The organism is Streptomyces sp. NPDC001492 (assembly GCF_053597275.1).
In genome coordinates, this window is record NZ_JBSFHW010000048.1 from 25140 (window position 1) to 48808 (window position 23669).

25 protein-coding genes are annotated in these 23669 nt (G+C 71.0%); 20 read left to right on the forward strand and 5 right to left on the reverse strand.

Annotated features, from left to right (window positions below):
* Positions 1–10: 10 nt before the first annotated feature.
* Positions 11–1000: an adenosine deaminase gene (locus ACWC1K_RS40975; RefSeq protein ID WP_450838251.1), complete on the forward strand. Its 990-nt coding sequence runs from the start codon at positions 11–13 to the stop codon at positions 998–1000.
* On the opposite strand, the gene ACWC1K_RS40980 is transcribed toward ACWC1K_RS40975, so the two are convergent.
* A complete protein-coding gene (locus ACWC1K_RS40980; RefSeq protein WP_450838253.1) occupies positions 997–2265 on the reverse strand; it encodes an MFS transporter in 1269 nt (422 codons plus the stop codon). The genes ACWC1K_RS40975 and ACWC1K_RS40980 overlap by 4 nt on opposite strands.
* A 197-nt stretch (positions 2266–2462) precedes the next feature.
* Entirely contained in the window at positions 2463–3248 is a 786-nt protein-coding gene (locus tag ACWC1K_RS40985) for an IclR family transcriptional regulator (protein ID WP_450838254.1), read from the reverse strand.
* Between the two features lie 76 nt (positions 3249–3324).
* Here ACWC1K_RS40985 and ACWC1K_RS40990 point away from each other — a divergent pair, with 76 nt between their 5' ends.
* The 11 genes from ACWC1K_RS40990 to ACWC1K_RS41040 all read left to right on the forward strand — a co-directional run bounded on the left by ACWC1K_RS40990 (position 3325) and on the right by ACWC1K_RS41040 (position 13955).
* Complete coding sequence (locus tag ACWC1K_RS40990; RefSeq protein WP_450838255.1) at positions 3325–4290, forward strand: 5-dehydro-4-deoxyglucarate dehydratase; 966 nt, start codon at positions 3325–3327, stop codon at positions 4288–4290.
* Positions 4287–5576, forward strand: coding sequence for a glucarate dehydratase family protein (locus ACWC1K_RS40995; RefSeq protein WP_450838256.1), 1290 nt, complete (start codon positions 4287–4289; stop codon positions 5574–5576). Before ACWC1K_RS40990 ends, ACWC1K_RS40995 begins: the two co-directional genes overlap by 4 nt.
* 168 nt (positions 5577–5744) lie before the next feature.
* Positions 5745–6893, forward strand: coding sequence for a carbohydrate kinase family protein (locus tag ACWC1K_RS41000; protein WP_450838257.1), 1149 nt, complete (start codon positions 5745–5747; stop codon positions 6891–6893).
* A 144-nt stretch (positions 6894–7037) separates the two neighbouring features.
* Positions 7038–8111 (forward strand): PhoH family protein, encoded by a 1074-nt coding sequence (locus ACWC1K_RS41005; RefSeq protein WP_450838259.1) that lies wholly within the window; start codon positions 7038–7040, stop codon positions 8109–8111.
* A 13-nt stretch (positions 8112–8124) separates the two neighbouring features.
* Entirely contained in the window at positions 8125–8622 is a 498-nt protein-coding gene (gene ybeY, locus ACWC1K_RS41010) for an rRNA maturation RNase YbeY (RefSeq protein WP_030934120.1), read from the forward strand.
* Positions 8619–9926, forward strand: a complete 1308-nt coding sequence (locus ACWC1K_RS41015; protein ID WP_450838260.1) for a hemolysin family protein — start codon at positions 8619–8621, stop codon at positions 9924–9926. The genes ybeY and ACWC1K_RS41015 overlap by 4 nt, the downstream gene beginning before the upstream one ends.
* On the forward strand, positions 9923–10282 hold the full coding sequence (locus tag ACWC1K_RS41020) for an MmcQ/YjbR family DNA-binding protein (protein ID WP_450838262.1): 360 nt from the start codon (positions 9923–9925) through the stop codon (positions 10280–10282). The genes ACWC1K_RS41015 and ACWC1K_RS41020 overlap by 4 nt, the downstream gene beginning before the upstream one ends.
* 54 nt (positions 10283–10336) lie before the next feature.
* Entirely contained in the window at positions 10337–10690 is a 354-nt protein-coding gene (locus ACWC1K_RS41025) for a cytidine deaminase (protein WP_450838263.1), read from the forward strand.
* A 210-nt stretch (positions 10691–10900) separates the two neighbouring features.
* Positions 10901–11374, forward strand: a complete 474-nt coding sequence (locus ACWC1K_RS41030; RefSeq protein WP_450838264.1) for a hypothetical protein — start codon at positions 10901–10903, stop codon at positions 11372–11374.
* Positions 11375–11515: 141 nt separating this feature from the next.
* Positions 11516–12832 (forward strand): beta-xylosidase, encoded by a 1317-nt coding sequence (locus tag ACWC1K_RS41035; protein WP_450838266.1) that lies wholly within the window; start codon positions 11516–11518, stop codon positions 12830–12832.
* 106 nt (positions 12833–12938) lie between these two features.
* Positions 12939–13955, forward strand: a complete 1017-nt coding sequence (locus ACWC1K_RS41040; RefSeq protein WP_450838267.1) for a WxL protein peptidoglycan domain-containing protein — start codon at positions 12939–12941, stop codon at positions 13953–13955.
* Here the strand turns inward: ACWC1K_RS41040 and ACWC1K_RS41045 are convergent.
* Both ACWC1K_RS41045 and ACWC1K_RS41050 read right to left on the reverse strand, forming a co-directional pair.
* Positions 13849–14187: a P-II family nitrogen regulator gene (locus tag ACWC1K_RS41045; RefSeq protein ID WP_450838269.1), complete on the reverse strand. Its 339-nt coding sequence runs from the start codon at positions 14185–14187 to the stop codon at positions 13849–13851. The two genes, ACWC1K_RS41040 and ACWC1K_RS41045, sit on opposite strands and share 107 nt — an antisense overlap.
* Entirely contained in the window at positions 14184–15494 is a 1311-nt protein-coding gene (locus ACWC1K_RS41050; RefSeq protein WP_450838271.1) for an ammonium transporter, read from the reverse strand. Before ACWC1K_RS41050 ends, ACWC1K_RS41045 begins: the two co-directional genes overlap by 4 nt.
* A 176-nt stretch (positions 15495–15670) precedes the next feature.
* Between ACWC1K_RS41050 and era the strand changes: the two genes are divergently transcribed.
* The 5 genes from era (at position 15671) to ACWC1K_RS41075 (ending at position 19859) form a co-directional block, all read left to right on the forward strand.
* Positions 15671–16636: a GTPase Era gene (gene era / locus ACWC1K_RS41055; protein ID WP_115908253.1), complete on the forward strand. Its 966-nt coding sequence runs from the start codon at positions 15671–15673 to the stop codon at positions 16634–16636.
* 212 nt (positions 16637–16848) lie between these two features.
* The gene (locus tag ACWC1K_RS41060; RefSeq protein ID WP_450838272.1) at positions 16849–17661 is read left to right on the forward strand and encodes an AIM24 family protein; all 813 of its coding nucleotides are present in this window, start codon (positions 16849–16851) and stop codon (positions 17659–17661) included.
* Between the two features lie 103 nt (positions 17662–17764).
* Positions 17765–18391, forward strand: a complete 627-nt coding sequence (locus ACWC1K_RS41065) for a dihydrofolate reductase family protein (RefSeq protein ID WP_450838274.1) — start codon at positions 17765–17767, stop codon at positions 18389–18391.
* A gap of 90 nt (positions 18392–18481) precedes the next feature.
* Entirely contained in the window at positions 18482–19387 is a 906-nt protein-coding gene (locus tag ACWC1K_RS41070; RefSeq protein WP_450838314.1) for a DMT family transporter, read from the forward strand.
* An 85-nt stretch (positions 19388–19472) separates the two neighbouring features.
* Positions 19473–19859, forward strand: coding sequence for a ribonuclease domain-containing protein (locus ACWC1K_RS41075; protein ID WP_450838275.1), 387 nt, complete (start codon positions 19473–19475; stop codon positions 19857–19859).
* Positions 19860–19917: 58 nt separating this feature from the next.
* Here the strand turns inward: ACWC1K_RS41075 and ACWC1K_RS41080 are convergent, their stop codons facing one another.
* On the reverse strand, positions 19918–20118 hold the full coding sequence (locus ACWC1K_RS41080; protein ID WP_450838277.1) for a hypothetical protein: 201 nt from the start codon (positions 20116–20118) through the stop codon (positions 19918–19920).
* A gap of 168 nt (positions 20119–20286) precedes the next feature.
* Here ACWC1K_RS41080 and ACWC1K_RS41085 point away from each other — a divergent pair, with 168 nt between their 5' ends.
* The 3 genes from ACWC1K_RS41085 (at position 20287) to ACWC1K_RS41095 (ending at position 23635) form a co-directional block, all read left to right on the forward strand.
* Positions 20287–21540 (forward strand): sensor histidine kinase, encoded by a 1254-nt coding sequence (locus ACWC1K_RS41085; protein ID WP_450838278.1) that lies wholly within the window; start codon positions 20287–20289, stop codon positions 21538–21540.
* 47 nt (positions 21541–21587) lie between these two features.
* Positions 21588–22268 carry a response regulator transcription factor gene (locus ACWC1K_RS41090; protein ID WP_450838279.1) on the forward strand — a complete coding sequence of 227 codons (681 nt, stop codon included), beginning with the start codon at positions 21588–21590 and terminating at the stop codon, positions 22266–22268.
* A 182-nt stretch (positions 22269–22450) separates the two neighbouring features.
* Positions 22451–23635 carry a cytochrome P450 family protein gene (locus ACWC1K_RS41095; protein ID WP_450838280.1) on the forward strand — a complete coding sequence of 395 codons (1185 nt, stop codon included), beginning with the start codon at positions 22451–22453 and terminating at the stop codon, positions 23633–23635.
* The last annotated feature ends 34 nt before the right edge of the window (positions 23636–23669 follow it).

Consider the following 23669-nt stretch of genomic DNA (forward strand, 5'->3'; position numbering starts at 1 on the left):
CGATGCTTTGATGCCCCTCCCCAAAGCTGAACTGCACCTGCACATCGAAGGCACCCTGGAGCCGGAGCTCGCCTTCGAGCTGGCCGCCCGCAACGGCGTCGAGCTGCCGTACGCCGACGAGGACGAACTCCGCAAGGCCTACGACTTCGAGGACCTCCAGTCCTTCCTGAACCTGTACTACGAGCTCATGGCCGTCCTGCGCACCGAGCGGGACTTCGAGGACCTCGCGAACGCCTATCTGGCCCGCGCCGCCGCGCAGGGCGTGCGGCACGCGGAGATCTTCTTCGACCCGCAGGCGCACCTCGCGCGGGGCGTGGGCATGGGCACGGTCGTGGAGGGGCTGTGGCGGGCGCTGCGGCACAGCGAGTCGGTGCACGGCATCTCCACCCGGCTGATCCTGTGCTTCCTGCGCGACGAATCCGCCGAGTCGGCGCTGCGGACCCTTCAGGCCGCGAAGCCCTACCTGGACCGGATCACCGGCGTCGGCCTCGACTCCGCCGAGGTCGGGCACCCGCCGGTGAAGTTCCGCGAGGTCTACGAGGCCGCCGCCGCGCTCGGTCTGCGCCGGGTGGCGCACGCGGGGGAGGAGGGGCCGCCGGAGTACATCGCCGAGGCCCTGGACGTGCTCGGCGTGGAGCGCGTGGACCACGGGCTGCGGTGCATGGAATCCCCCGAGCTGGTCGAGCGGCTGGTCCGGGAGCGCATCCCGCTGACTCTGTGCCCGTTGTCCAATGTCCGCCTCCGCACGGTCGACACCCTCGCCGACCACCCGCTGCCGGCCATGCTGGACGCGGGGTTGGTGTGCACGGTCAACTCCGACGACCCCGCCTACTTCGGCGGCTACGTCGGGGACAACTTCGACGCGGTGCGCAACACCCTGGGGCTGAGTGACGAGCGCCTGCGCGAGTTGGCCCGCAACTCCTTCGTCGCCTCGTTCTTGGAGGACGACGAGGAGCGGCGGGCGCGCTATCTCTCCGAGGTGGAGGCGTACGAGTTCTAGGCGGCGGTGGTGAAGTCCGGTGCCGGGGGTGCTGCGGGCGTCGCTGGGGGCTGCGCCCCCAGGCCCCCGCTTTCGGCCTGAACGGCCTCGTCCTCAAACTCCTCCAGAGGGGGGACCCCCAGACGGGCTGAGGTGCCCGCCACCGCCGGACGGCCCGAAACAGCAACCACGGTCATCGGGACGGCGATCACCAGCAGCCCCACGGCCAGGACCGCACCCATCACCGGGAACCCCGCCTGTGCCGCCAGCACGCTGCCGGTCAGCGGGCCCGCGGCCGTTCCGAGGGAGGACGCCGAGCCGACGAGGACCGCCCAGCGGCCGCGGGGGTCCAGGGAGGCGGCCAGGCCGATCACGTACGACAGGACGACCGGGTAGAGCACGTTCCAGGCGATCTCACCGCTCGCGAAGGTCGTCAGGTCGGTCGCGGACGCGCTGAGCACGATGCAGCCGGAGATCAGCACCGTTCCCGCCCCGATGGGCAGCGCCCGGCCGAACCGCGGCCCGACCGCCCCCGCGCACACGACCCCGAGCAGGCCCGCGCCGAGCGCCACCGCGAAGACGGCACCGACGGTGGCCTCCGCGAGGTGGGCCTGGGCCAGGCCGATACGGCCGCTGACACCCCACAGCGCGTTCTGCGCGAGCGACCAGCAGAACATGACGAGGGCGAGGACCAGACCGGAGCGCCGACGGGGGAGACGGGTGCCGCCGAGGGGGCTGTGCGCGAGCGCCGTACGGACCGGGAGCCGGCCGGTGAGCGGCCAGACGGCGAGCGCGGTGAGCGCGAGTGCGGCGAGCGGCTGCCCGTGGCCCGCGCCCAGGTGGGGGACAGCCAGATAGACGGCGCCCGCGAGCGCGGAGACACCGAGCAGGCCCAGCGTGGTCGTCCGGTGCGGGTCCGGCTGGGCGGCGATCCCGGTGGCGGCGACCGTTGTCGCCGTACCGGAGCCGAAGCCGCCGACGAGTGTGCCCGCGACGACCGCGGGGACGGCGTGGGTGAGCGCGGCGCCGCCGTAGCCGAGGACCGCGAGCACGAGACCGATGCGGGCCAGGGTGCGCGGGCCGACGCGGTCGACGCGGGAGGCCAGCAGGAAGCCGGCCGCGGCCGAACTCAGCAGCAGCGCGCTGCCGATGGCGCCCGCCTCGGTCGCGGAGAGCGGAAGCCCCGAGTCGAGCCGTCCGACGGTCGTCGGCAGCAGATACGGAGCGAGGTACCCGGCCGTGAAAAGGGCGACGAGGGGCCAGGCGGTGGTGCGAGGGGCGGACACGGGCGTTCCCAGGGCATGCGAAAGAAGCGGCTCAAGAAGGGGGTGGGCGACGACCGTCGACGGACAGGAACGCGCGGAGAATTTGTATCAAGCACGCGGTTCGGGAAAGAAGCGCGGGGGGTGTGATGTGGCGCACGTTGTGTTTGGGGCGGGAGGGGTCGGGTAAACGTGCGCCCCGACTGGCGTAGGCCTGCGCGTCAACGCCAGTGTGCCGAGCCTCCCGCGCCCGGTGCCGTGGCCTCGATCTTCAGGCGGATCTCCCGCATCACCGCCACGATCCGCTCCTCGTGTTCCGGCGTCAGCCGAGCCACCGGCACCGAGCAGCTGATCGCGTCCTGTGCGGGGGTGTCGTAGCGCAGCGCGAAGCCGAAACCGGCGATTCCCACCACGCCCTCCTCGCGGTCGACCGAGTAACCGCGGACGCGGACCCGCGCGAGATCCGCCGCCAATGGTTCCCGGCCGGTGTGCGTGTTCGGGGTGAGCGCCCGGTACGGCCCCTCGGGAAGCTCCTCGTCGTCCCGCTCGGCCAGCAGCGCCTTGCCCAGCGCGCCCGCGTGCGCGGGCAGCCGGCGGCCGACGCGGCTGATGGTCCGCAGATACTCGTGCGACTCCCGTGTGGCCAGATACGCCACGTCCCGTCCGTCGAGCCGCCCCATGTGGATCGTCTCGCCGAGCGCCTCGGACGCCTCGTCGAGATACGGCCGTACGAGGCGCACGCGCGGGTCGGAGTCGAGGTAGCTGGTGCCGGTGAGCAGGGCGTGGATGCCGATGCCGTAGAGCGAACCGGTGACGTCCGTACGCACCCAGCCCCTGCTGATCAGGGTCTGGAGCAGCGCGTACATCGAGCTGCGCGGCACGCCCAGCTGGTCCGCCAGCTCCTGCAGCCGTGCCGGTCGGTCGCCGCGGGCGGCGAGCAGCTCCAGCAGTTCGACCGTCCGCGCGGCGGACTTCACCTCGCGTACGCCGCCACCTGTGTCCGACATGGGGCGATGCTAGTCGGCCCCTGCCGGACCGTTGACGGCCGCTGTTCGCATATCTAGGCTCTGTTTTCATACGTGGATGACATCTACATGGGGAGACGTCGTGACGGGTGAGGCGGAGACAGCTGCGCGGAGGCTGCGCGACGGGATGGAAAGAGGGGTGCTCTCCTTCCCGCTGACGTCCTTCCACGACGACGGCTCGCTCGACCCGGAGGGCTTCCGCGCCCATGTCGCGGCGCAGATCGCCACCGGCCCCGGCGCCGTCTTCCCCGCCTGCGGCACGGGCGAGTTCTTCTCGCTGGACGAGGACGAGTACCGGCAGGTCGTGGCCATCGCCGTCGAGGAGGCGGGCGGGCGACTGCCCGTGGTCCCCGGGATCGGGTACGGCTGGGCGCAGGCCGTCCGGTTCGCCCGCATCGCCGAGGAGGCCGGCGCCGACGCGCTGCTCGTCCTGCCGCACTACCTGGTCGCCGCCCCGCAGGAGGGCCTGGTCGCCCAGGTGGAGCAGCTCGCCGCCCGCACCCGGCTGCCGCTCGTCGTCTACCAGCGCGGCCAGGTCGCCTACACGGCAGCCTCCTTGCGGCGTATCGCGGCCCTCCCGAACGTCATCGGCCTCAAGGACGGCCACAGCGACCTCGACCGCCTCCAGCGCCTGACGCTCGCGGCGCCCGAGGGATTCCTCTTCTTCAACGGCGCGTCCACCGCCGAGATCCAGGCCCGCGCCTACGCCACCGTCGGCATCCCCGCCTACTCCTCCGCCGTGCACGCCTTCGCCCCCGAGATCGCGAACGCCTTCTTCGCGGCCCTGCGCGACGGCGACGACAAGGCGGTGGAGCGGCTGCTGCGCGACTTCTACGTCCCGCTCGTGGAGCTGCGCGACCGCGTGCCGGGATACGCCGTGTCGCTGGTCAAGGCGGCTGCCCGGCTGCGCGGCCGCCCCGTCGGCCCGGTGCGCGCCCCGCTCACCGACCCCTCGGCCGGCGACCTGGCCGACCTCGAAGCCCTGCTCGCCACCGGACTCGACCTCGTAGGAGCCGCGCTGTGAACCTCACGATCAGCGACGTACGGCTGACGCCGATCCTGGTCGCCGACCCGCCCCTCCTCAACACCCAGGGCGTCCACCAGCCGTACACCCCGCGACTCATCGTGGAGGTGGTGACGGCCGACGGGACCACGGGTGTCGGCGAGACCTACGGCGACACCAAGTACCTGGAGCTCGCCCGGCCCTTCGCCGAGAAGCTGAAGGGCCGTCAAGTAACTGATCTCAACGGCCTGTTCGTGATCGCCGACGAGGTCTCCGTGGACTCCGCACGGGTCCAGGACCACGTCGGCGTCGGCGGGCTGCGTGGCGTCCAGACCGCCGACAAGCTGCGGCTGTCCGTCGTCTCCGGGTTCGAGGTCGCCTGCCTCGACGCCCTCGGCAAGGCGCTCGGCCTGCCGGTGCACGCGCTGCTCGGCGGAAAGGTGCGGGACGCGGTCGAGTACAGCGCCTACCTGTTCTACAAGTGGGCGGACCACCCCGAGGGGGTGGCCTGCGAGAAGGACGACTGGGGTGCCGCCCTCGACCCGGCAGGGGTCGTGGAGCAGGCCCGGATGTTCAAGGAGCGGTACGGGTTCACGTCGTTCAAGCTGAAGGGCGGTGTCTTTCCGCCGGACGAGGAGATCGCCGCCGTACGGGCTCTCGCGGAGGCGTTTCCCGGCCATCCGCTGCGGCTGGACCCCAACGGCGCCTGGTCCGTGGAGACGTCGCTGAAGGTGGCCGAGGAGCTCGGAGACGTCCTCGAATACCTGGAGGACCCGGCGCTCGGCACTCCCGCCATGGCCGAGGTCTCCGCCGCCACCGGGGTGCCGCTCGCCACCAACATGTGCGTGACGACGTTCGCCGAGATCAAGGAGGCGTTCACGCGGGACGCCGTCCAGGTGGTGCTGTCGGACCACCACTACTGGGGCGGGCTGCGCAACACGCAGCAACTGGCCGCGATCTGCCGCACGTTCGGCGTCGGGGTGTCCATGCACTCCAACACCCACCTCGGGATCAGCCTGGCCGCGATGACACATGTCGCGTCCACCGTGCCGAATCTGCACCATGCCTGTGACTCGCACTATCCGTGGCAGGCGGAGGACGTGCTGGGCGCGCGGCTGACGTTCGACGGGGGGAAGGTCGTCGTCTCCGATGCGCCGGGGCTCGGGGTGGAGCTCGACCGGGCGAAGCTGGGGTTTCTGCATCAGCGGTGGCTGGATGACGACGGGGCGCTGCGCGAGCGGGACGACGCGGCGGCGATGCGGGTCGCCGAGCCGGGGTGGGTGACGCCCGCCGTGCCCCGCTGGTAGCGCCCCCGCCGCCCCTGCCCTTGCCGTCCCTGGCGGCTGCGCCCCCAGACCTCCCTTTCGGCCTGACGGCCTCGTCCTCAAACGCCGGACAGGCTGAAAGATCAGACGCCGGACGGGCTGAGAGATGGTGCACACTGGCCTGATCCGCACCATGCCAGGGAGTGCACCGTGAGCGCGTCCAACGGGAAGGGACCAGCACCCATCACAGCGGGACCGGAGTGTCAGGCACAGGTCGACCCGCTGGCCGTCCTGCGCACGCCCGACGATCCCCCCTGGGACGTGTATCTCACCGGCCCCGTCTTCCTCGACATCATCTTCACCGGGCTGGACTCCGCCCCGGTGCGCGGCACCGAGTCCTGGGCGCGCGGGATGGGGTCCAGCCCCGGCGGCGTCGCCAACATGGCCACCGCACTGGCCCGACTGGGCCTGAGGACCTCCCTCGCGGCGGCCTTCGGCGACGACCACTACGGGGAGTACTGCTGGGACGCCCTGGAGCAGGGTGAGGGCATCGACCTCTCCACCTCGCGCCGGGTGCCCGGCTGGCACTCCTCGGTCACCGTGTCGATGGCGTACGAGGGCGAGCGCACGATGGTCTCCCACGGCCACGAGCCGCCCCCGGAGACCGTGTTCGACCAGGGCGGCGCCCCCGACTGCCCGCCCCGCGCGCGGGCCGCCGTCGCCTCCCTGACCCCCGGCAAGCGCGCCCCCTGGATCGCGCAGGCCGCACAAGACGGCACCCGCATCTTCGCCGACGTCGGCTGGGACGAGACCGGCGCCTGGGACCTGGCGGGCCTGCCCGACCTCGAGCACTGCGAGGCCTTCCTGCCGAACGCGGAGGAGGCCATGCGGTACACCGGGGCCGCCTCCCCGCGCGCCGCCGCCCACGCCCTCACCGAGCACGTTCCGCTCGCGGTGGTCACCCTCGGTGCGGAGGGCGCCTACGCCGTCGACCGGCGTACCGGGGAGACGGCCGAGGTCCCCGCCATCGCCGTGGAGGCCCTGGACCCGACCGGCGCGGGCGACGTGTTCGTCGCGGGCTTCGTCACCGGCACGCTCGCGGACTGGCCGCTGGCGGACCGGCTGGCCTTCGCGGGGCTGACGGCCGCGCTGTCCGTCCAGGAGTTCGGGGGCTCGCTGTCGGCACCCGGGTGGTCGGAGATCGCGGCCTGGTGGCGCAGGGTGCAGTCGGTGGAGGGGCAGGATCCGACGGCGCTGCGGCGGTATGCGTTCCTGGAGCACCTGATCCCCGAGGGGGAGGCCGCGAGACCGTGGCCGCTGCGTAGGGCCGTACCGACGATCGGGTTCAGATCGGCCTGAGCACCGTGAGCAGTGTGAAACAACGCCTGCGGAAAAGGCCTACGGCGTTGTCAGTCCCCCGGCGTACTCTTGAAACCGCCAGGGCAGCCCCAGTGGCTGGCGTGCCGTTTCGAGGAGGACGAGCAAGGCCTACAGAGCCGGCCCATGACTCAGACACCCACAGCTCACACCCCCGCGCAGGGGCAGGCGAGAGCACAGTTCACCGTCCCCGCCCAGCACCCCATGGTGACCGTTCTGGGGTCCGGCGACTCCCTTCTGCGCGTGATCGAGAAGGCCTTCCCGGCGGCCGACATACATGTCCGGGGCAATGAGATCAGCGCGGCCGGCGACCCCGCGGAAGTCGCCCTCGTCCAGCGCCTGTTCGACGAGATGATGCTGGTGCTCCGCACCGGGCAACCGATGACGGAGGACGCAGTGGAACGCTCGATCGCGATGCTCAGAGCGAGTGAGAACGGCGAGGGCGAAGGCCAGGAGACCCCGGCCGAGGTCCTCACCCAGAACATCCTCTCCTCGCGCGGCCGCACGATCCGCCCCAAGACCCTCAACCAGAAGCGGTACGTCGACGCGATCGACAAGCACACGATCGTCTTCGGCATCGGCCCCGCCGGCACCGGCAAGACGTACCTGGCCATGGCCAAGGCGGTGCAGGCCCTGCAGTCCAAGCAGGTCAACCGCATCATCCTGACCCGGCCCGCGGTCGAGGCGGGCGAGCGGCTGGGCTTCCTGCCCGGCACGCTCTACGAGAAGATCGACCCGTATCTGCGCCCGCTGTACGACGCGCTGCACGACATGCTCGACCCGGACTCGATCCCCCGGCTGATGGCCGCGGGCACGATCGAGGTCGCGCCGCTCGCCTACATGCGGGGCCGCACGCTGAACGACGCCTTCATCATCCTGGACGAGGCCCAGAACACCTCGCCCGAGCAGATGAAGATGTTCCTCACCCGCCTCGGCTTCGACTCGAAGATCGTGATCACCGGTGACGTGACGCAGGTCGACCTGCCGAGCGGCACCAAGTCGGGCCTGCGCCAGGTGCAGGACATCCTCGAGGGCCTCGACGACGTCCACTTCTCGCGCCTCACGTCGCACGATGTCGTACGGCACAAGCTGGTCGGCCGTATCGTCGACGCGTACGAGAAGTACGACAGCAAGCACGGCACCGAGAACGGCACCCACAAGGGCGGCCGGGGCAGGCAGTCCGGGCACAAGGGGAAGTAGAACAAGCAGCACCATGTCGATCGACGTCAACAACGAGTCCGGAACCGAGGTCGACGAGCAGGCGATCCTCGACATCGCCCGCTACGCACTCGCGCGGATGCGCATCCACCCGCTCTCCGAGCTCTCGGTGATCGTCGTGGACGCCGACGCCATGGAGCAGCTGCACATCCAGTGGATGGACCTGCCGGGGCCGACGGACGTCATGTCCTTCCCGATGGACGAGCTGCGTCCGCCGTCGAAGGACGACGACGAGCCCCCGCAGGGCCTCCTCGGCGACATCGTGCTCTGCCCGGAGGTCGCCAAGAAGCAGGGCGAGGAAGCACACACCCAGCACTCCATGGACGAGGAGCTCCAGCTGCTCACCGTCCACGGGGTGCTGCACCTCCTCGGGTACGACCACGAGGAGCCCGACGAGAAGGCCGAGATGTTCGGTCTGCAGGCGGCGATCGTGGACGGCTGGCGCGCGGAGAAGGGCCTGACCGGTCCGTCCCCGGCCCCGACCGTCTCATGAGTCCCCAGATCGTCGCGGGCGCGATCGCCCTGGTCGTCGTCGCCTGGCTCGCCGCCTGCGCGGAGGCGGGTATCGCGCGCGTCTCCAGCTTCCGCGCCGAGGAGGCCGTACGCTCCGGCCGCCGCGGCAGCGCGAAGCTGGCCCAGGTCGCCGCCGACCCGACCCGCTATCTCAACGTGGCGCTGCTGGTCCGCGTCGCCTGCGAGATGGCGGCCGCGGCCCTGGTCACGTACGCCTGTCTCCAGGAATTCTCCGGCACCACCCGCGCCCTGCTGGTCGCGATCGGCGTGATGGTCCTGGTGTCGTACGTCGCCGTCGGTGTCTCCCCGCGCACCATCGGCCGCCAGCATCCGCTGAACACGGCGACGGCCGCGGCGTACGTGCTGCTGCCGCTGGCCCGGATCATGGGGCCGATCCCGTCCCTGCTCATCCTCATCGGCAATGCGCTGACCCCCGGCAAGGGCTTCCGCCGGGGCCCGTTCGCGTCCGAGGCGGAGCTGCGGGCGCTGGTGGACCTCGCCGAGGCGGAGTCGCTGATCGAGGACGAGGAGCGCCGCATGGTGCACTCGGTCTTCGAGCTCGGCGACACCCTCGTACGGGAGGTCATGGTCCCGCGGACCGATCTGGTCGTCATCGAGCGGTACAAGACGATCCGCCAGGCCCTGACCCTCGCGCTGCGCTCCGGTTTCTCGCGCATCCCGGTCACCGGGGAGAGCGAGGACGACATCGTCGGGATCGTGTATCTGAAGGACCTGGCCCGCAAGACGCACATCAGCCGGGACGCCGAGAGCGAGCTGGTGTCGACGGCCATGCGGCCCGCCGCGTTCGTGCCCGACACGAAGAACGCCGGCGATCTGCTGCGCGAGATGCAGCAGGACCGCAACCACGTCGCCGTCGTCATCGACGAGTACGGCGGCACGGCCGGCATCGTCACCATCGAGGACATCCTCGAGGAGATCGTCGGCGAGATCACCGACGAGTACGACCGTGAACTGCCGCCGGTCGAGGACCTCGGCGAGGACCGCTACCGGGTCACCGCCCGCCTCGACATCACCGACCTGGGCGAGCTGTACGGGCTCGACGAGTACGACGACGAGGACGTGGAGACCGTCGGCGGACTGCTCGCCAAGGCGCTCGGCCGGGTGCCCATCGCCGGGGCGTCGGCGGTCGTGGAGGTGCCCGACGGACGCCAACTGCGGCTCACCGCGGAGGCCGCCGCCGGCCGCCGGAACAAGATCGTGACCGTGCTGGTGGAGCCGGTGGATCCGACGGATCCGCCGGGGGAGGAGGCGAAAGCGGAGTGAAGCCCGAGGAACTGCGCAGCTTCTGCCTTTCCTTCAACGCTGCGGTGGAGGACTTCCCCTTCGCCCCGGACATCTCGGTCTTCAAGGTGCTGGGCAAGATGTTCGCCCTGAGCTGGCTGGACTCCCGTCCCCTCACGGTCAACCTCAAGTGCGACCCGGAGGACGCGATCCGGCTCCGCGCCGAGCATGAGGGCCTGATCATCCCCGGCTACCACATGAACAAGCGCCACTGGAACACCGTCACGGTCGACGGCGAGCTCCCGGACCGGCTGGTGCGGGAGCTCATCGAGGACTCCTACGACCTGGTGGTCGCCGGGCTGCCGCGTGCCGAGCGGCTCCGCCTGGACCGGCCCTGAGCGCGCTGCACCCCGTGGCCGGATACGGCCGATGCCGGTACGTATGCTCGGCACATGACCGACAGCAACGCGCTTGACCCCGAGGACCGCAAGATCGTCACCCTGGCCCGTTCCGCGCGGGCCCGCAACGCAGTGCCCGAGGGGGCTGCCGTACGGGACGAGACGGGCCGTACGTATGTCGCCGGGACGGTCGACCTGGACTCGCTGAAGCTGAGTGCGCTGCAGACGGCGGTGGCCATGGCGGTGGCGTCCGGGGCGAAGTCCCTGGAGGCGGCGGCCGTGGTGACGGAAGCCGAGTCGGCCTCGGCTCAGGACCGGGCCGCCGTACGGGATCTGGGCGGGGCCGCGACGCCGGTGCTCGTCGCCGGGCCCGACGGAACGGTACGGACCACCGTCACCGCAGGCTGAAAACCGGCCGCTTCAGAGCCGTCCGGAATTCACCCTTGCCGTTTCTTCACCTCACCGGCATCAATGGAACCGGTAGTTCCGACGGACCGTCAGATCGACCCTCCACCCCCCACCCGGCGCCCCGCACCGCGCCTGCCGGCTGTCCGTACGGACCTCTCCCATCCATCCCCACATGGCAGTTCCCAGCTTCGGGAAGGGAGCCGGATCCCCATGAGAGCCAAACGGATCAGTACAGGTGCGGCAGTCGCGGTGGGGGCCCTCGCGGCCGCCTCGCTCGCGTTCGCGCCCAGCGCCCTCGCGGTCACCCCGCAGTCGGCGACGATCACCGCCGACTGCGGCAGCTTCGGCGGCGGACAGGCCACGCTCACGGCCACCCAGGACGGCACGGCGGCCACCCTCACCGTCACGTCGTCCATCACCGCGCCGATCGCCCTGTCCCAGGACTCGATCTCCTCCACGCTCACCCTGGTCGACGCGAGCGGCGGCACCACCGCCTTCACCGGCACCAGGAACCCGGCGATGGCCGCCGGCGACCCCGTCACCGTCGGCCCGCTCTCCGGCACCGTCGCCTCCGGCGACAGCCTGGAGGCCTACGGCGGCTCGCTGCAGATGACCGTCTTCGGCATCACCATCACCTGCACCGCGACCGGCCCGCAGTCGCCCGGACCGTTCGTGTTCGACTGAGACATTTCCGACGGACCGTCAGTTCCGCTTGGACACACAGGAACTGACGGTCCATCAGTTCATTTCGGCTTCTCCATTGACTTCTCACGCAATCCCCACATCAATGCCCCCAGTGAGCGCAGCAGAGAAGGGGGCACACCCATGGGTTCGACCACCCGAAGACGCCGTTGGGCGTCGCTGCTCGGCGGGACCGTGCTCGCGGTCACCGCGGGTGGCGCGCTGGCCTGTCCGGCCGGTGCCGCCACCAACGTGGACTTCGCCACGCACTGCATCCCGCCCGCGGTCGCGGGCATCCCGCCGATCGACGGTACGACGACCGCGAGCATCGCGGTGGACAACGCCAGTCCGAAGGTCGGCGACACCGTCACCGTCACCTACACCGTCGTCAAGCCCGCCGCCAGCAACCCCACCGCCATCGCCCTGCCGGCCGACATCATGACGCCCACGGGCAAGGTCACTCTCGGCGGTGCGCAGACGGGGGACGTGACGGTCGCCGGGCCCAAGAAGAACGACCCGGTGCCGGGCAACGGCGCCTTCCCGTCGTTCTCCATGACCGGCACCTTCAAGGTCACCGCGGCCGGATCGATCACGCTCTCGCCCGGTGACTACAACATCCACACCAGCTACATCCTCGAGCTGGACACCCCGTGCACGGTGACCAACCCGCCCGCCCCGGTCTCCGCGACCGTCACGGCGACGGACGCCACCCCGGTCAACAACCGTGCCATCACGCTGGGTTCGGCCTCCGGCAACCCCGGTGCCGGTGTGACCGTCAACGGCAGCAACTTCACGCCGGGCGCGACCGTCACCCTGGCCGGGCGCTCCGGGGACACCCAGACCGCGGACAAGGCGACGGTCACCGCCGCTGGCGACGGCTCCTTCAGCGGCTCCCTCGTCGTCAACGACAAGACGACGACGGGGATCGTGGCGTACGAGGGAAGCGCGTGGAGCGCCGGCAAGGGGGCGGGGCCCGCGGCCTACGTCGTGAACGACACCACCCCTGTTCCCGCCGGCAGCCAGAAGGTCACCACCACGGTGAAGGCGGGCACGCTGTCCATGTCCCAGGCCGGGGACTCGGTCGCCCTTTCGGCGGTCGACTTCGGCAAGGGCGGGGCCTCCACCGGCGCCCTGAACGCCGTCACCGTCAAGGACTTCCGCGGCGGACCCGCGGGCTGGTCCCTGACCGGCAAGGTCACCGACCTCACCGGTCCCGGCGCCAAGATCGATGCCGGGAAGCTGAGCTGGACCCCTGCCTGCACCACCAAGGCGGGCAGCCCTAGCACCTGCCAGGCGGGTTCCGCGGGCACGGTGGGCAGTGCGGGAGCGACCCTGGCGTCCACCCCCAACGGCACGCTGACCGGCGGCGAGTTCACGGCGAACGCGGGACTCTCGCTGGACGTACCGGCGTTCACGCCTCCCGGGTCGTACTCGGGCGTGCTCACCCTGACGCTCAGCTGACCGTACGGGCGTCCGCACCCGCCTGTTCCCCTCGTCCCGCCGAAGTCCGTCGAAGCCCGTCGAAGTCCGTCGAAGTCCGTCGTCGATGTCCGTGGGGGCCGCACCCATGAGAAAGCCCTACGTCCTCCTCCTGGGCCTCTTCCTGGCCCTCTTCGTCGCGCCCGCACCCGCGCACGCCGCCGACAACGGCAGCTGGTCCGTCTACCCGGCCTCCTTGAAGGTCGCCGCCCGCCCGTACTTCTACCTCTCCGCCGACCCCGGGACGACCATCGAGGACAAGGTGGTCGTGGCGAACAGGACCGGGCAGCCGCTGAGCTTCCGGCTGTATGCCGCCGACGCCTACAACACCCCGCGCGACGGCGGTTTCGCCGTCAGGACGGTGCGGGAGAAGCAGCGGGGCGTCGGCGCCTGGGCGAAGCCCGCCACGTCACGCGTGACGGTCCCGGCACACGGCAAGGTCACCGTCCCCTTCACACTGCACGTGCCCGAGGATGCGGAACCCGGCGACCACCCGGGTGCGCTCGTGGCCCTCGACGAACGGATCGACAAGGGCGACGGCTCCCTCGCGCTCGGTGTGCAGCGGGCGGTCGCCGCCCGCGTCTACCTGCGCGTCGGCGGCCCGACCCTGCCCGCGATCTCCGTGGAGAACGTCCACGTCGTCCACCACCAGCCGCTCGTCCCCGGCCTCGGCGACAGCACGGCGACCATCTCCTACACCCTGCACAACACCGGCAACGTCACCCTCGACCCGAAGGTGCACCTGCGCGCCAAGGGCCTGTTCGGCCGTACGCTCCTGTCCCGCAACCTGTCCCGCATCCCCTCCGAACTGCTGCCCGGACAGCGCGTCCACCTCAGTGAACCATGGCGGGGCGCGCCTCAACTCGACTGGGGCGACGTGACGTTGACGGCGAGCGCGACGGACACGCGGAACTCGGAGAGCGCGTCGTTCTTCGCGCTGCCGTGGGCGGCGGCGGTGGTCGTGCTCGTGGGGGCGGTCGTGGGAGCGGCCCTCGCGGTCAGAGCGCGTCGGGGCCGCGCTCTCCCGTCCGTACCCGTACGACCGTCTCGACCGGCAGCGCCCACACCTTCCCGTCCCCGATCTTCCCCGTCTGCGCGGCCTTGACGATCGCGTCGATCACGGCGTCCGACTCGGCGTCGTCGACCACGACCTCGATACGGACCTTGGGGACGAGGTCGACCTGGTACTCGGCGCCGCGGTACACCTCGGTGTGGCCGCGCTGCCGCCCGTACCCGCTGGCCTCGGTCACGGTCAGACCGTGCACGCCCAGCTCCTGGAGAGCCGTCTTCACCTCGTCGAGGCGGTACGGCTTGACGGTCGCGGTGATGAGCTTCATGCCTGGCTCTTGACCTTCTGCGTGGAGGAGAGGACGGAGGACGAGACCGGGGCGCCGTGCCCCAGGACGCCGTGATCGTATGCGGTCTCGGCGTGCACCGTAAGGTCCAGGCCCTTGTACTCCTGCTCCTCGCTCGCCCGGAAGTCCATCGCCTTGTCGATCAGCTTGCCGATGCCGTACGTCACGAGGAAGGCGTACGCCGCCACGACGACCACGGCCACCAGCTGCTTGCCGAGCTGGGCGAGCCCGCCGCCGTAGAGGAGGCCCTCGGCGGAGCCTGTCATCGCCTTCTGAGCGAAGACGCCGATGAGCAGGGTGCCGATGATGCCGCCGACCAGGTGGACACCGACGACGTCGAGCGAGTCGTCGTAGTTGAGCTTGAACTTCCAGCTCACGGCGTACGAGCAGACGACACCGGCGGCCAGGCCCACGACCAGGGCGCCGAGGAGGGAGACCGAGCCGCAGGAGGGCGTGATGGCGACCAGACCGGCGACGGCACCGGACGCGGCGCCCAGCGTCGTCGGATGCCCGTCGCGCTTCTGCTCGACGAAGAGCCAGCCGAGCAGGCCGGTGCAGCCGGCGGCGAGGGTGTTGAGGAAGGCGGCCGCCGCGAGGCCGTTGGCTCCGAGTGCCGAGCCCGCGTTGAAGCCGAACCAGCCGAACCAGAGCAGGCCCGCGCCCAGCATCACCATGGGCAGGTTGTGCGGACGCATCGCGTCCTTCTTGAAGCCGAGCCGCGGGCCGAGGACCAGGCAGAGGGCCAGACCGGAGGCGCCGGAGGTGATTTCCACGGGGAGTCCGCCCGCGAAGTCGAGGGCGCCGAGGCGGTGCGCGATCCAGCCGCCGGGGCCCCACACCCAGTGGGTGACGGGAACGTATACGAGCAGCGCCCACACCGGCACGAAGACCAGCCAGGCCGCGAATTTCACGCGGTCCGCGATCGCGCCGCTGATCAGCGCTGCCGTGATGATCGCGAAGGTGAGCTGGAAGGTGGCGAACAGCAGGGTGGGGACGGTGCCCTGCACGCTGTCGGGCCCGAGACCGGCCATCCCGGCGTGCTTCAGACCGCCGATGAGTCCGCCGCCGACGTCGTCGCCGAAGGCCAGCGAGTACCCGGCGGCCAGCCACACCACCGTGACCAGGGCGATCGACACGAAGCTCATCATCAGCATGTTGAGGACGCTCTTCGTGCGGACCATGCCGCCGTAGAAGAGGGCGAGGCCCGGGGTCATCAGCAGGACGAGGGCGGTGGCGGCGAGCAGCCAGGCGGTGTCACCTGTGTCTACGTGCGCTGCGGCGAAGGTCACGGTCGTCTCCAACGAGGTGGGGGCTCGTCAGAGGCTCACTTCCGTGCGTTTCCGGATGTGCACGTCCGTGTTTCCGTGATGTTTCGTTGCGTGGAGGTTTCCTGAATCTCACAGGGTGGACAGCGATCGCCCGGTGATCGCTCGGCTGTACGGCGGGGCTCTGTGGATCAGGGAGAATGGGCGCCATGAGCGTTCGTAGTCAGTCATCCGAGCCGTCGGCGTCGTCGGCACCCCACCGCGCCGGCTTCGCCTGCTTCGTGGGCCGCCCCAACGCGGGCAAGTCCACCCTCACGAACGCTCTGGTCGGCCAGAAGGTGGCGATCACCGCGGACCAGCCGCAGACGACGCGGCACACGGTCCGGGGGATCGTGCACCGGGAGGACGCCCAGCTGATCCTGGTCGACACCCCTGGGCTGCACAAGCCGCGGACGCTGCTGGGTGAGCGGCTCAACGACGTCGTCCGCACGACCTGGGCCGAGGTCGACGTGATCGGCTTCTGTCTGCCGGCGAACGAGAAGCTCGGGCCCGGTGACCGTTTCATCGCGAAGGAACTGGCGTCCATCAAGAAGACGCCGAAGATCGCGATCGTCACCAAGACCGACCTGGTGGACAGCAAGACGCTCGCCGAGCAGCTCATCGCGATCGACCAGCTCGGCAAGGAGCTGGGCTTCGAGTGGGCGGAGATCGTGCCGGTGTCGGCGGTCGGTGACAAGCAGGTGGACCTGCTGGCCGATCTGATCGTTCCGCTCCTTCCGGAGGGGCCCGCCCTGTATCCCGAGGGCGATCTCACCGACGAGCCCGAGCAGGTCATGATCGCGGAGCTGATTCGGGAGGCGGCGCTGGAGGGTGTGCGGGACGAGCTTCCGCACTCCATCGCGGTCGTGGTGGAGGAGATGCTGCCTCGCGAGGACCGCCCCGCGGACAAGCCTCTCCTCGACATCCATGCCTTCGTCTACATCGAGCGGCCGAGCCAGAAGGGGATCATCATCGGGCCGAAGGGCGCGCGTCTGAAGCAGGTCGGCATCAAGAGCCGTAAGCAGATCGAGGCGCTGCTGGGCACTCCCGTGTTCCTGGACCTCCATGTGAAGGTTGCCAAGGACTGGCAGCGGGATCCTCGGCAGTTGCGGAAGCTGGGCTTCTGAGCCGTTTCCTCGCCCCCGCCGCCCCTTCCCGTCCCGACCCTGGGGGCTGCCGCCCCCAGACCCCCGCTTTCGGCCTGAACGGCCTCGTCCTCAAGCGCCGGACGGGCTGAAAAGCTCAAACCCCGGCCGGCGAAAAATCAGCCCTTCCGGCATTTGAGGAGCGGGGGTCCGGGGGCCGGAACTCTTTCCTCCACCTCCCGCGTTCTCCCCACGTGACACTTCAGCAAGAGATCGTCGGCAACGCCATGCAGATGGCGGTCGTCAACCTGAGCCCCGGCCAGACCGTCTACTGCGAGGCGGGCAAGTTCCTGTTCAAGACGACGAACGTGACCATGGAGACCCGCCTCTCCGGTCCGTCGAACAGCGGCGGGCAGTCCCAGAACGGCGGAAGCGGCGTGGGCGGCATGCTGCGCCAGGCCATGGGCACGGCCATGCAGGTCGGCCAGCGCATGCTCGCGGGCGAGTCGATCGCGTTCCAGTGCTTCAGCGCACAGGGCGGCGAGGGCACCGTCGGCTTCGCGGGCGTGCTCCCGGGCGAGATGCGCGCCCTGGAACTCGACGGCACACGCGCGTGGTTCGCCGAGAAGGACGCCTTCGTGGCCGCCGAGTCCACCGTCGACTTCGGCATCGCCTTCCAGGGCGGCCGCACCGGCATGAGCGGCGGCGAGGGCTTCATCCTGGAGAAGTTCACCGGGTACGGCACGGTGATCATCGCGGGCGCCGGCAACTTCATCGACCTCAACCCGGCCGACTTCGGCGGCCGCATCGAGGTCGACACGGGCTGCGTCGTCGCCTTCGAGGAAGGCATCCAGTACGGCGTCCAGCGCGTCGGCGGACTCAACCGCCAGGGCATCATGAACGCCGTCTTCGGCGGCGAGGGCCTGTCCCTGGCGACTCTGGAGGGCAACGGCCGGGTGATCCTGCAGTCCCTCACCATCGAGAGCCTGGCGAACGCCCTGAAGAAGGCCCAGGGCGGCGACAAGCAGGGCCCGACGGGCGGACTGTTCTCCACTCATGCCGGATGACGCACTCCGGGTGAGGCGCCCCGCGACCGACCGATGAGTTGCGGGCGCCGGTGGGGTCTGAGGTGATGACAACAAACCCCACACCAGGAAGCAGGCACCCGCCATGGGAAAGCTGGTCTCCACGATCTTCGTCACCCTCGACGGCGTCTACCAGGCCCCCGGCGGCCCCCAGGAGGACACCCGGGGCGGCTTCGAGCACGGCGGCTGGAGTTTCGTGTACGGCGACGAGGACTTCGGCCGGTTCGTCGGCGAGGTCTTCGAGCGCCCCGCCGCGTTCCTCCTCGGCCGCCGAACGTACGACATCTTCGCCGCGTACTGGCCGAAGGTGACCGACCCCGCCAACCGCATCGCCGCCCAGCTGAACGCGCTGCCGAAGTACGTCCCCTCGTCCACCCTCACCGACCCCGCCTGGGCCGGCACGACGGTGATCAGCGGCGACCTCGCCAAGGAGGTCACCGCCCTCAAGGAGCGCACCGACGGCGAGCTCCAGGTGCACGGCAGCGGCGCCCTCGTCCAGTCCCTGCTGGACCTCGGCCTCGTCGACACCCTCCACCTGGTGACGTTCCCGGTGGTGCTCGGCACCGGCCTCCGGCTCTTCAGGGAGGGCGCCGTACCGACCAAGTTCCGCCACACCGGCGGCCGTACCACCCCCGCCGGGGTCTCCATCCAGACGTACGACGTGGCCGGACGGCCCGACTACGGCTCGTACGAGCTGCCGGAAAACGCCTAGCCGAAGATCAGCCGCGCCGGTACGGTGATCGCTCCCGTGGGAGCCGCCGACGTCTCCGCACACCCGCCGGAGACCGGGAGAGCCGCCCGCATGTCGTCGATCGCCGTACCGCGCCCGCTCGCGCCCCGCCGGGCCTGGCTCACCGACCTGCCCGTACTGCTCGTCGCGGTCGTGTGGGGCGCCAGCTATCTCGCCGCCAAGGACATCACCACCGCCCGGACGGTGCTCGCCGTGCTGGTGCTGCGCTTCGCCGTGGTCCTGCCCGTGCTCGCCGTCGTCGCACGGCGCTCCCTGCGTGCCCTCACCGCCGCCCAGTGGCGCGGCGCCGCCCTGCTCGGGCTGATCCTCGGCGGGATCTTCCTGCTGGAGACATACGGCGTCGTCCACACCTCGGCGACCAACGCCGGCCTCATCATCAGCCTCACCATGATCTTCACGCCGCTCGCCGAGGCCGCCGTCACCCGCGTCCGGCCCCCGCGGGCGTTCCTCGCCGCGGCCGGCCTCTCCGTGCTCGGCGTCGTCCTGCTCACCCAGGGCGGCGGCTTCACCCGCCCCTCCCTCGGCGACCTGCTGATGCTGCTCGCCGCCCTCGCCCGCACCGTGCACGTCCTCGCGATGTCCCGCATCAGGGCCGTCCGGGGCGCGGAGGCCCTGCCGCTCACCACCGTCCAACTCGGCGCCGCCGTCGTCGTGTTCGCGGTCCTGTCCGCGGGCGCCGACACCACGCCGTGGGGCACGGCGGCCGGCTTCGGGGTGCGCGAGTGGGCCGGGCTGCTGTTCCTGTCCGTGTGCTGCACGCTGTTCGCGTTCTTCGTGCAGATGTGGGCCGTGCGCCGGACCTCCCCCTCGCGGGTCAGCCTGCTGCTCGGCACCGAGCCCCTGTGGGCCGCCGCGGCCGGCATCGCGCTCGGCGGGGAACGGCTCGGAGTCCTCGGTCTGACGGGCGGTGCGCTGGTGCTTGTGGGGACCGCGTGGGGACGCCGGGCCGCAGGTTAACGCGCGGAAAACTCATCGGACTTGACGGGAAAATCTCCGGACTTGACATTGACATGCCACTGTCTACGCGCGTCATCATGAGGGCATGACATCCCCCACACGCACCACTCGCATCGGTGCCGCAGCCGCCCTGCTGTCCGCCCTCCTCGTGGGCGGCGCCGTCACCGCCACCCCGGCGTCCGCCGCGGTCGGCAGCATCTGCTACAGCGCCCTGCCCTCCCAGGCGCACGACACCCTCGACCTGATCGACCAGGGCGGGCCGTACCCGTACTCGCAGGACGGCACCGTCTTCTCGAACCGCGAGCGGGTCCTGCCCAGCCAGCCGTCCGGGTACTACCACGAGTACACGGTCATCACCCCCGGCTCCTCCACGCGCGGTGCCCGCCGCATCGTGACCGGTGAGGAGACCCAGGAGGACTACTACACCTCGGACCACTACGCCACGTTCAACCTGATCGACTTCGGCTGCTGAGCGACTTCCCCCGCTCAGTCGCTCCGAGGGAACGGTGCGCCGGAAGTCCGGTCGGCGCTCATCCGGACTTCCGGCTCTCCGCGGCGGCGAACAGCGCGAGCGCCAGCACCACCAGGGCGACGCTCGCATAGACCCCGTAGCCGTCCAGGAAGCCGAGCCGTTGCACGAGGCCCGCATGCCAGTGGGTGAACTCGTGCACCAGGCCCAGCACGCCCTGCACCAGGGCGATGAATCCGACGAGCTCCAGCAGCTGCTTCATGCTCCGACCCTCGCCCCGCGGACCCCCCACAGACATCGGCCGCGGGGCGAGTCGTGCCCGACGGAAGTCCACCGTCCGGCGACGCCGTGCACCTAAAGTCTCCAAGGGCGCGACTTTGGTCGTGAATCCGCCGTGTGGAGGGGTGACGGCGCGCCGTACTGCGTAGATTTGTCGACCGTGAGGGATGACAAGCCGACACCGGCCGCGGGGGTCATAGGCCGCAGATGGCTGTTCCCGTCGGCCCTACTGCACGAGATCGACCCCGATGCCGGGCGACCCGGGCGGCCCCGGCGCACCGCGCGGGACTGGGTCGTCGACTTCACCTGCTTCCTGCTCGCCGTGGCCATCGGTCTGGCGGCCGCGGACACCCTGCACCACGACACGCACACCCCGCACGCCCTCGCCGTCGTCGACCAGCTGCTGGGTGCGCTGTCCTGCGCCGCGGTGTGGGCGCGCCGCCGGTGGCCGCTCGGGCTGGCCGTCGCGATGATCCCCGTCGGCCTCCTGTCGAACACGGCGGGCGGCGCCGGGATGGTCGCCGTCTTCACCCTCGCCGTGCACCGGCCCTTCCGGTACGTCGCCTGGATCGGCGGTATCTCCCTCGCGCTGATCCCGCTGTTCTTCTGGATGCGCCCGGACCCCGACCTGCCGTACGCGGGCGCGGTCGCGTTCGCGGAGCTGTTCACCCTCACCGTCATCGGCTGGGGCATGTTCGTACGGTCCAAGCGCCAGCTCATGGTGAGCCTGCGCGACCGCGCCCGGCGTGCCGAGACGGAGGCGCAGCTGCGCGCAGAGCAGGCGCAGCGGCTCGCCCGCGAGGCCATCGCCCGTGAGATGCACGACGTCCTCGCGCACCGGCTGACCCTGCTGAGCGTGCACGCGGGTGCCCTGGAGTTCCGGCCCGACGCGCCCCAGGAGGAGGTCGCGCGGGCGGCCGGCGTCATCCGGGAGAGCGCGCACGAGGCCCTCCAGGACCTGCGGGAGATCATCGGCGTCCTGCGGGCGGGCGAGCCCGACGACGCGGGCCGCCCGCAGCCGACGCTCGCCGCGCTGGACGGGCTGGTCGCCGAGTGCCGCGAGGCCGGTATGAAGGTCACCCTCGCAAGCCGCGTCACCGACCCCGCCGCCGTCCCGTCCTCCGTCGGCCGCACCGCGTACCGCATCGCCCAGGAGGCCCTGACCAACGCCCGCAAACACGCCCCCGGCACCGAGGTCACCGTCTCCGTCACGGGCACCCCGGGCGAGGGCCTCGTCGTGGACGTACGCAATCCCGCCCCGGAGGGGGAGGTGCCCGCGGTGCCCGGCTCCGGGCAGGGGCTGATCGGGCTGACGGAACGGGCCACCCTGACCGGTGGCCGGCTGGAGCACGGGCCGGAGCCGGACGGCGGGTTCCGGGTGCGGGCCTGGCTGCCCTGGGGATGAGGCGACCCGGCCGCGGCGGCCCCGCCCACCGTGATTACGTAAGGCCCATGACTGCGATCAGACTGCTCCTCGTCGACGACGACCCCCTGGTGCGGGCCGGGCTGTCCCTGATGATGGGCGGCGCCGAGGACATCGAGATCGTCGGCGAGGCCGCCGACGGCACCGAGGTCGAGGAACTCGTCGACCGCACCCGCCCCGACGTGGTCCTCATGGACATCCGGATGCCGTCGGTCGACGGCCTCACGGCCACCGAGCGGCTGCGGGACCGCAAGGACGCCCCGCAGATCGTGGTCCTCACCACCTTCCACGCCGACGAACAGGTACTGCGCGCCCTGCGCGCGGGAGCCGCCGGGTTCGTCCTGAAGGACACCCCGCCCGCCGAGATCGTCGACGCCGTGCGCCGGGTCGCGGTGGGCGACCCCGTGCTGTCACCCACCGTCACACGGCAGTTGATGGAGCACGCCGCGGGCTCCGGGGCCGACACCCGGCGCACGCACGCGCGCGTGCGCATCGACGCCCTCAACGACCGCGAACGCGAGGTTGCCGTCGCGGTCGGCCGGGGCCTGTCCAACGCAGAGATCGCCGCCACGCTCTTCATGAGCGTCGCCACCGTGAAGACCCATGTCTCCCGCATCCTGGCCAAGCTGGACCTCAACAACCGTGTGCAGGTCGCCCTGTTGGCGTACGACGCGGGCCTTCTGGAGGAGCCGGAGGGGAACGGGCACTGAGCGCTCCGCGGGGATGTGCCGGTCGGTCGTCCGCGGCGTCGTCGTGGCTTGTCGCGCCCCGCGGCGCAGCACATCGGCCGTGGCATCAGGCGGTGCCCGGGCACTGACGCCGCCCGCCGTGCGTTGTCGGTGCACCGGGGGAAAACCGGGCGGGGGACGGGGCGGGACGGGACGGGGAGAGCATGGCGGACTTGATCGACCTGGGGGAGTTCGGCGACGGATTCCGCGAGGACCCGCATTCCGTGTACGCGCGACTGCGCGAGCGCGGGCCGGTGCACCGGGTGCGGCTGCCCGTGCCCGACCAGCACCACGTGACCTGGCTCGTCGTCGGCCACGAGGAGGCGCGCACGGCGCTCGCCGACCCGCGGCTGGCCAAGGACGGCAGCAGGATCGGCATGGTGTTCCTCGACGAGGAGCTGATCGGGAAGCACCTGCTGGCTTGCGACCCGCCCCAGCACACACGCCTGCGCGGCCTGGTCTCGCGGGCCTTCACCATGCGCCGCGTGGAGGAGCTGCGGCCCAGGATCCAGGAGATCACCGACGAACTGCTCGACGCCATGCTGCCGCGCGGCCGCGCCGACCTCGTGGACTCCTTGGCGTATCCGCTGCCGATCACCGTCATCTGCGAGTTGCTCGGCGTACCGGAGTTGGATCGCGGCGAGTTCCGGAAGATGTCCTCGGAAGCGGTCGCGCCGACCGACGCGGACCTCGAACACAACGCGTTCACGCGGCTCGCCGAGTACCTCACCGAGCTGATCGAGGACAAGCGGCGGTCCGGGCCGAGCGGCGACCTGCTCAGCGAGCTGATCCGCACCACCGCCGAGGACGGCGACCGGCTCTCCCCGGGCGAACTGCGCGGCATGGCCTTCATCCTGCTCATCGCCGGGCACGAGACGACGGTCAACCTGATCGGCAACGCCGTCCACGCCCTGCTCACCCACCCGGACCAACTCGCGGCCCTGCGCGCCGACTTGAGCCTCGTAGACGGGGTGGTCGAGGAGACGCTGCGCTACGAGGGACCGGTGGAGAACGCCACGTTCCGGTTCGCCGCCGAACCCCTGGAGATCGGCGGCACACAGGTGGCGAAGGGTGACTTCGTCATGGTCGGCCTCACCGCGGCCGACCGCGACGGACTGCGCTACCCCGCCCCGGACCGCTTCGACATCCACCGCGACACCCGCGGCCACCTGGCCTTCGGCCACGGCATCCACTACTGCCTCGGCGCCCCCTTGGCCCGCCTCGAAGCCCGTACGGCGATCCGCGCCCTCCTGGAGCGAGCCCCCGGCCTGGCCCTCGACGGCCCACCCGGCGACTGGCTCCCCGGCATGCTGATGCGCGGGGTGCGCAGTCTGCCGGTGCGCTGGTAGAACACCGTGATCCGGACGTTCCCAGGGGGGCATG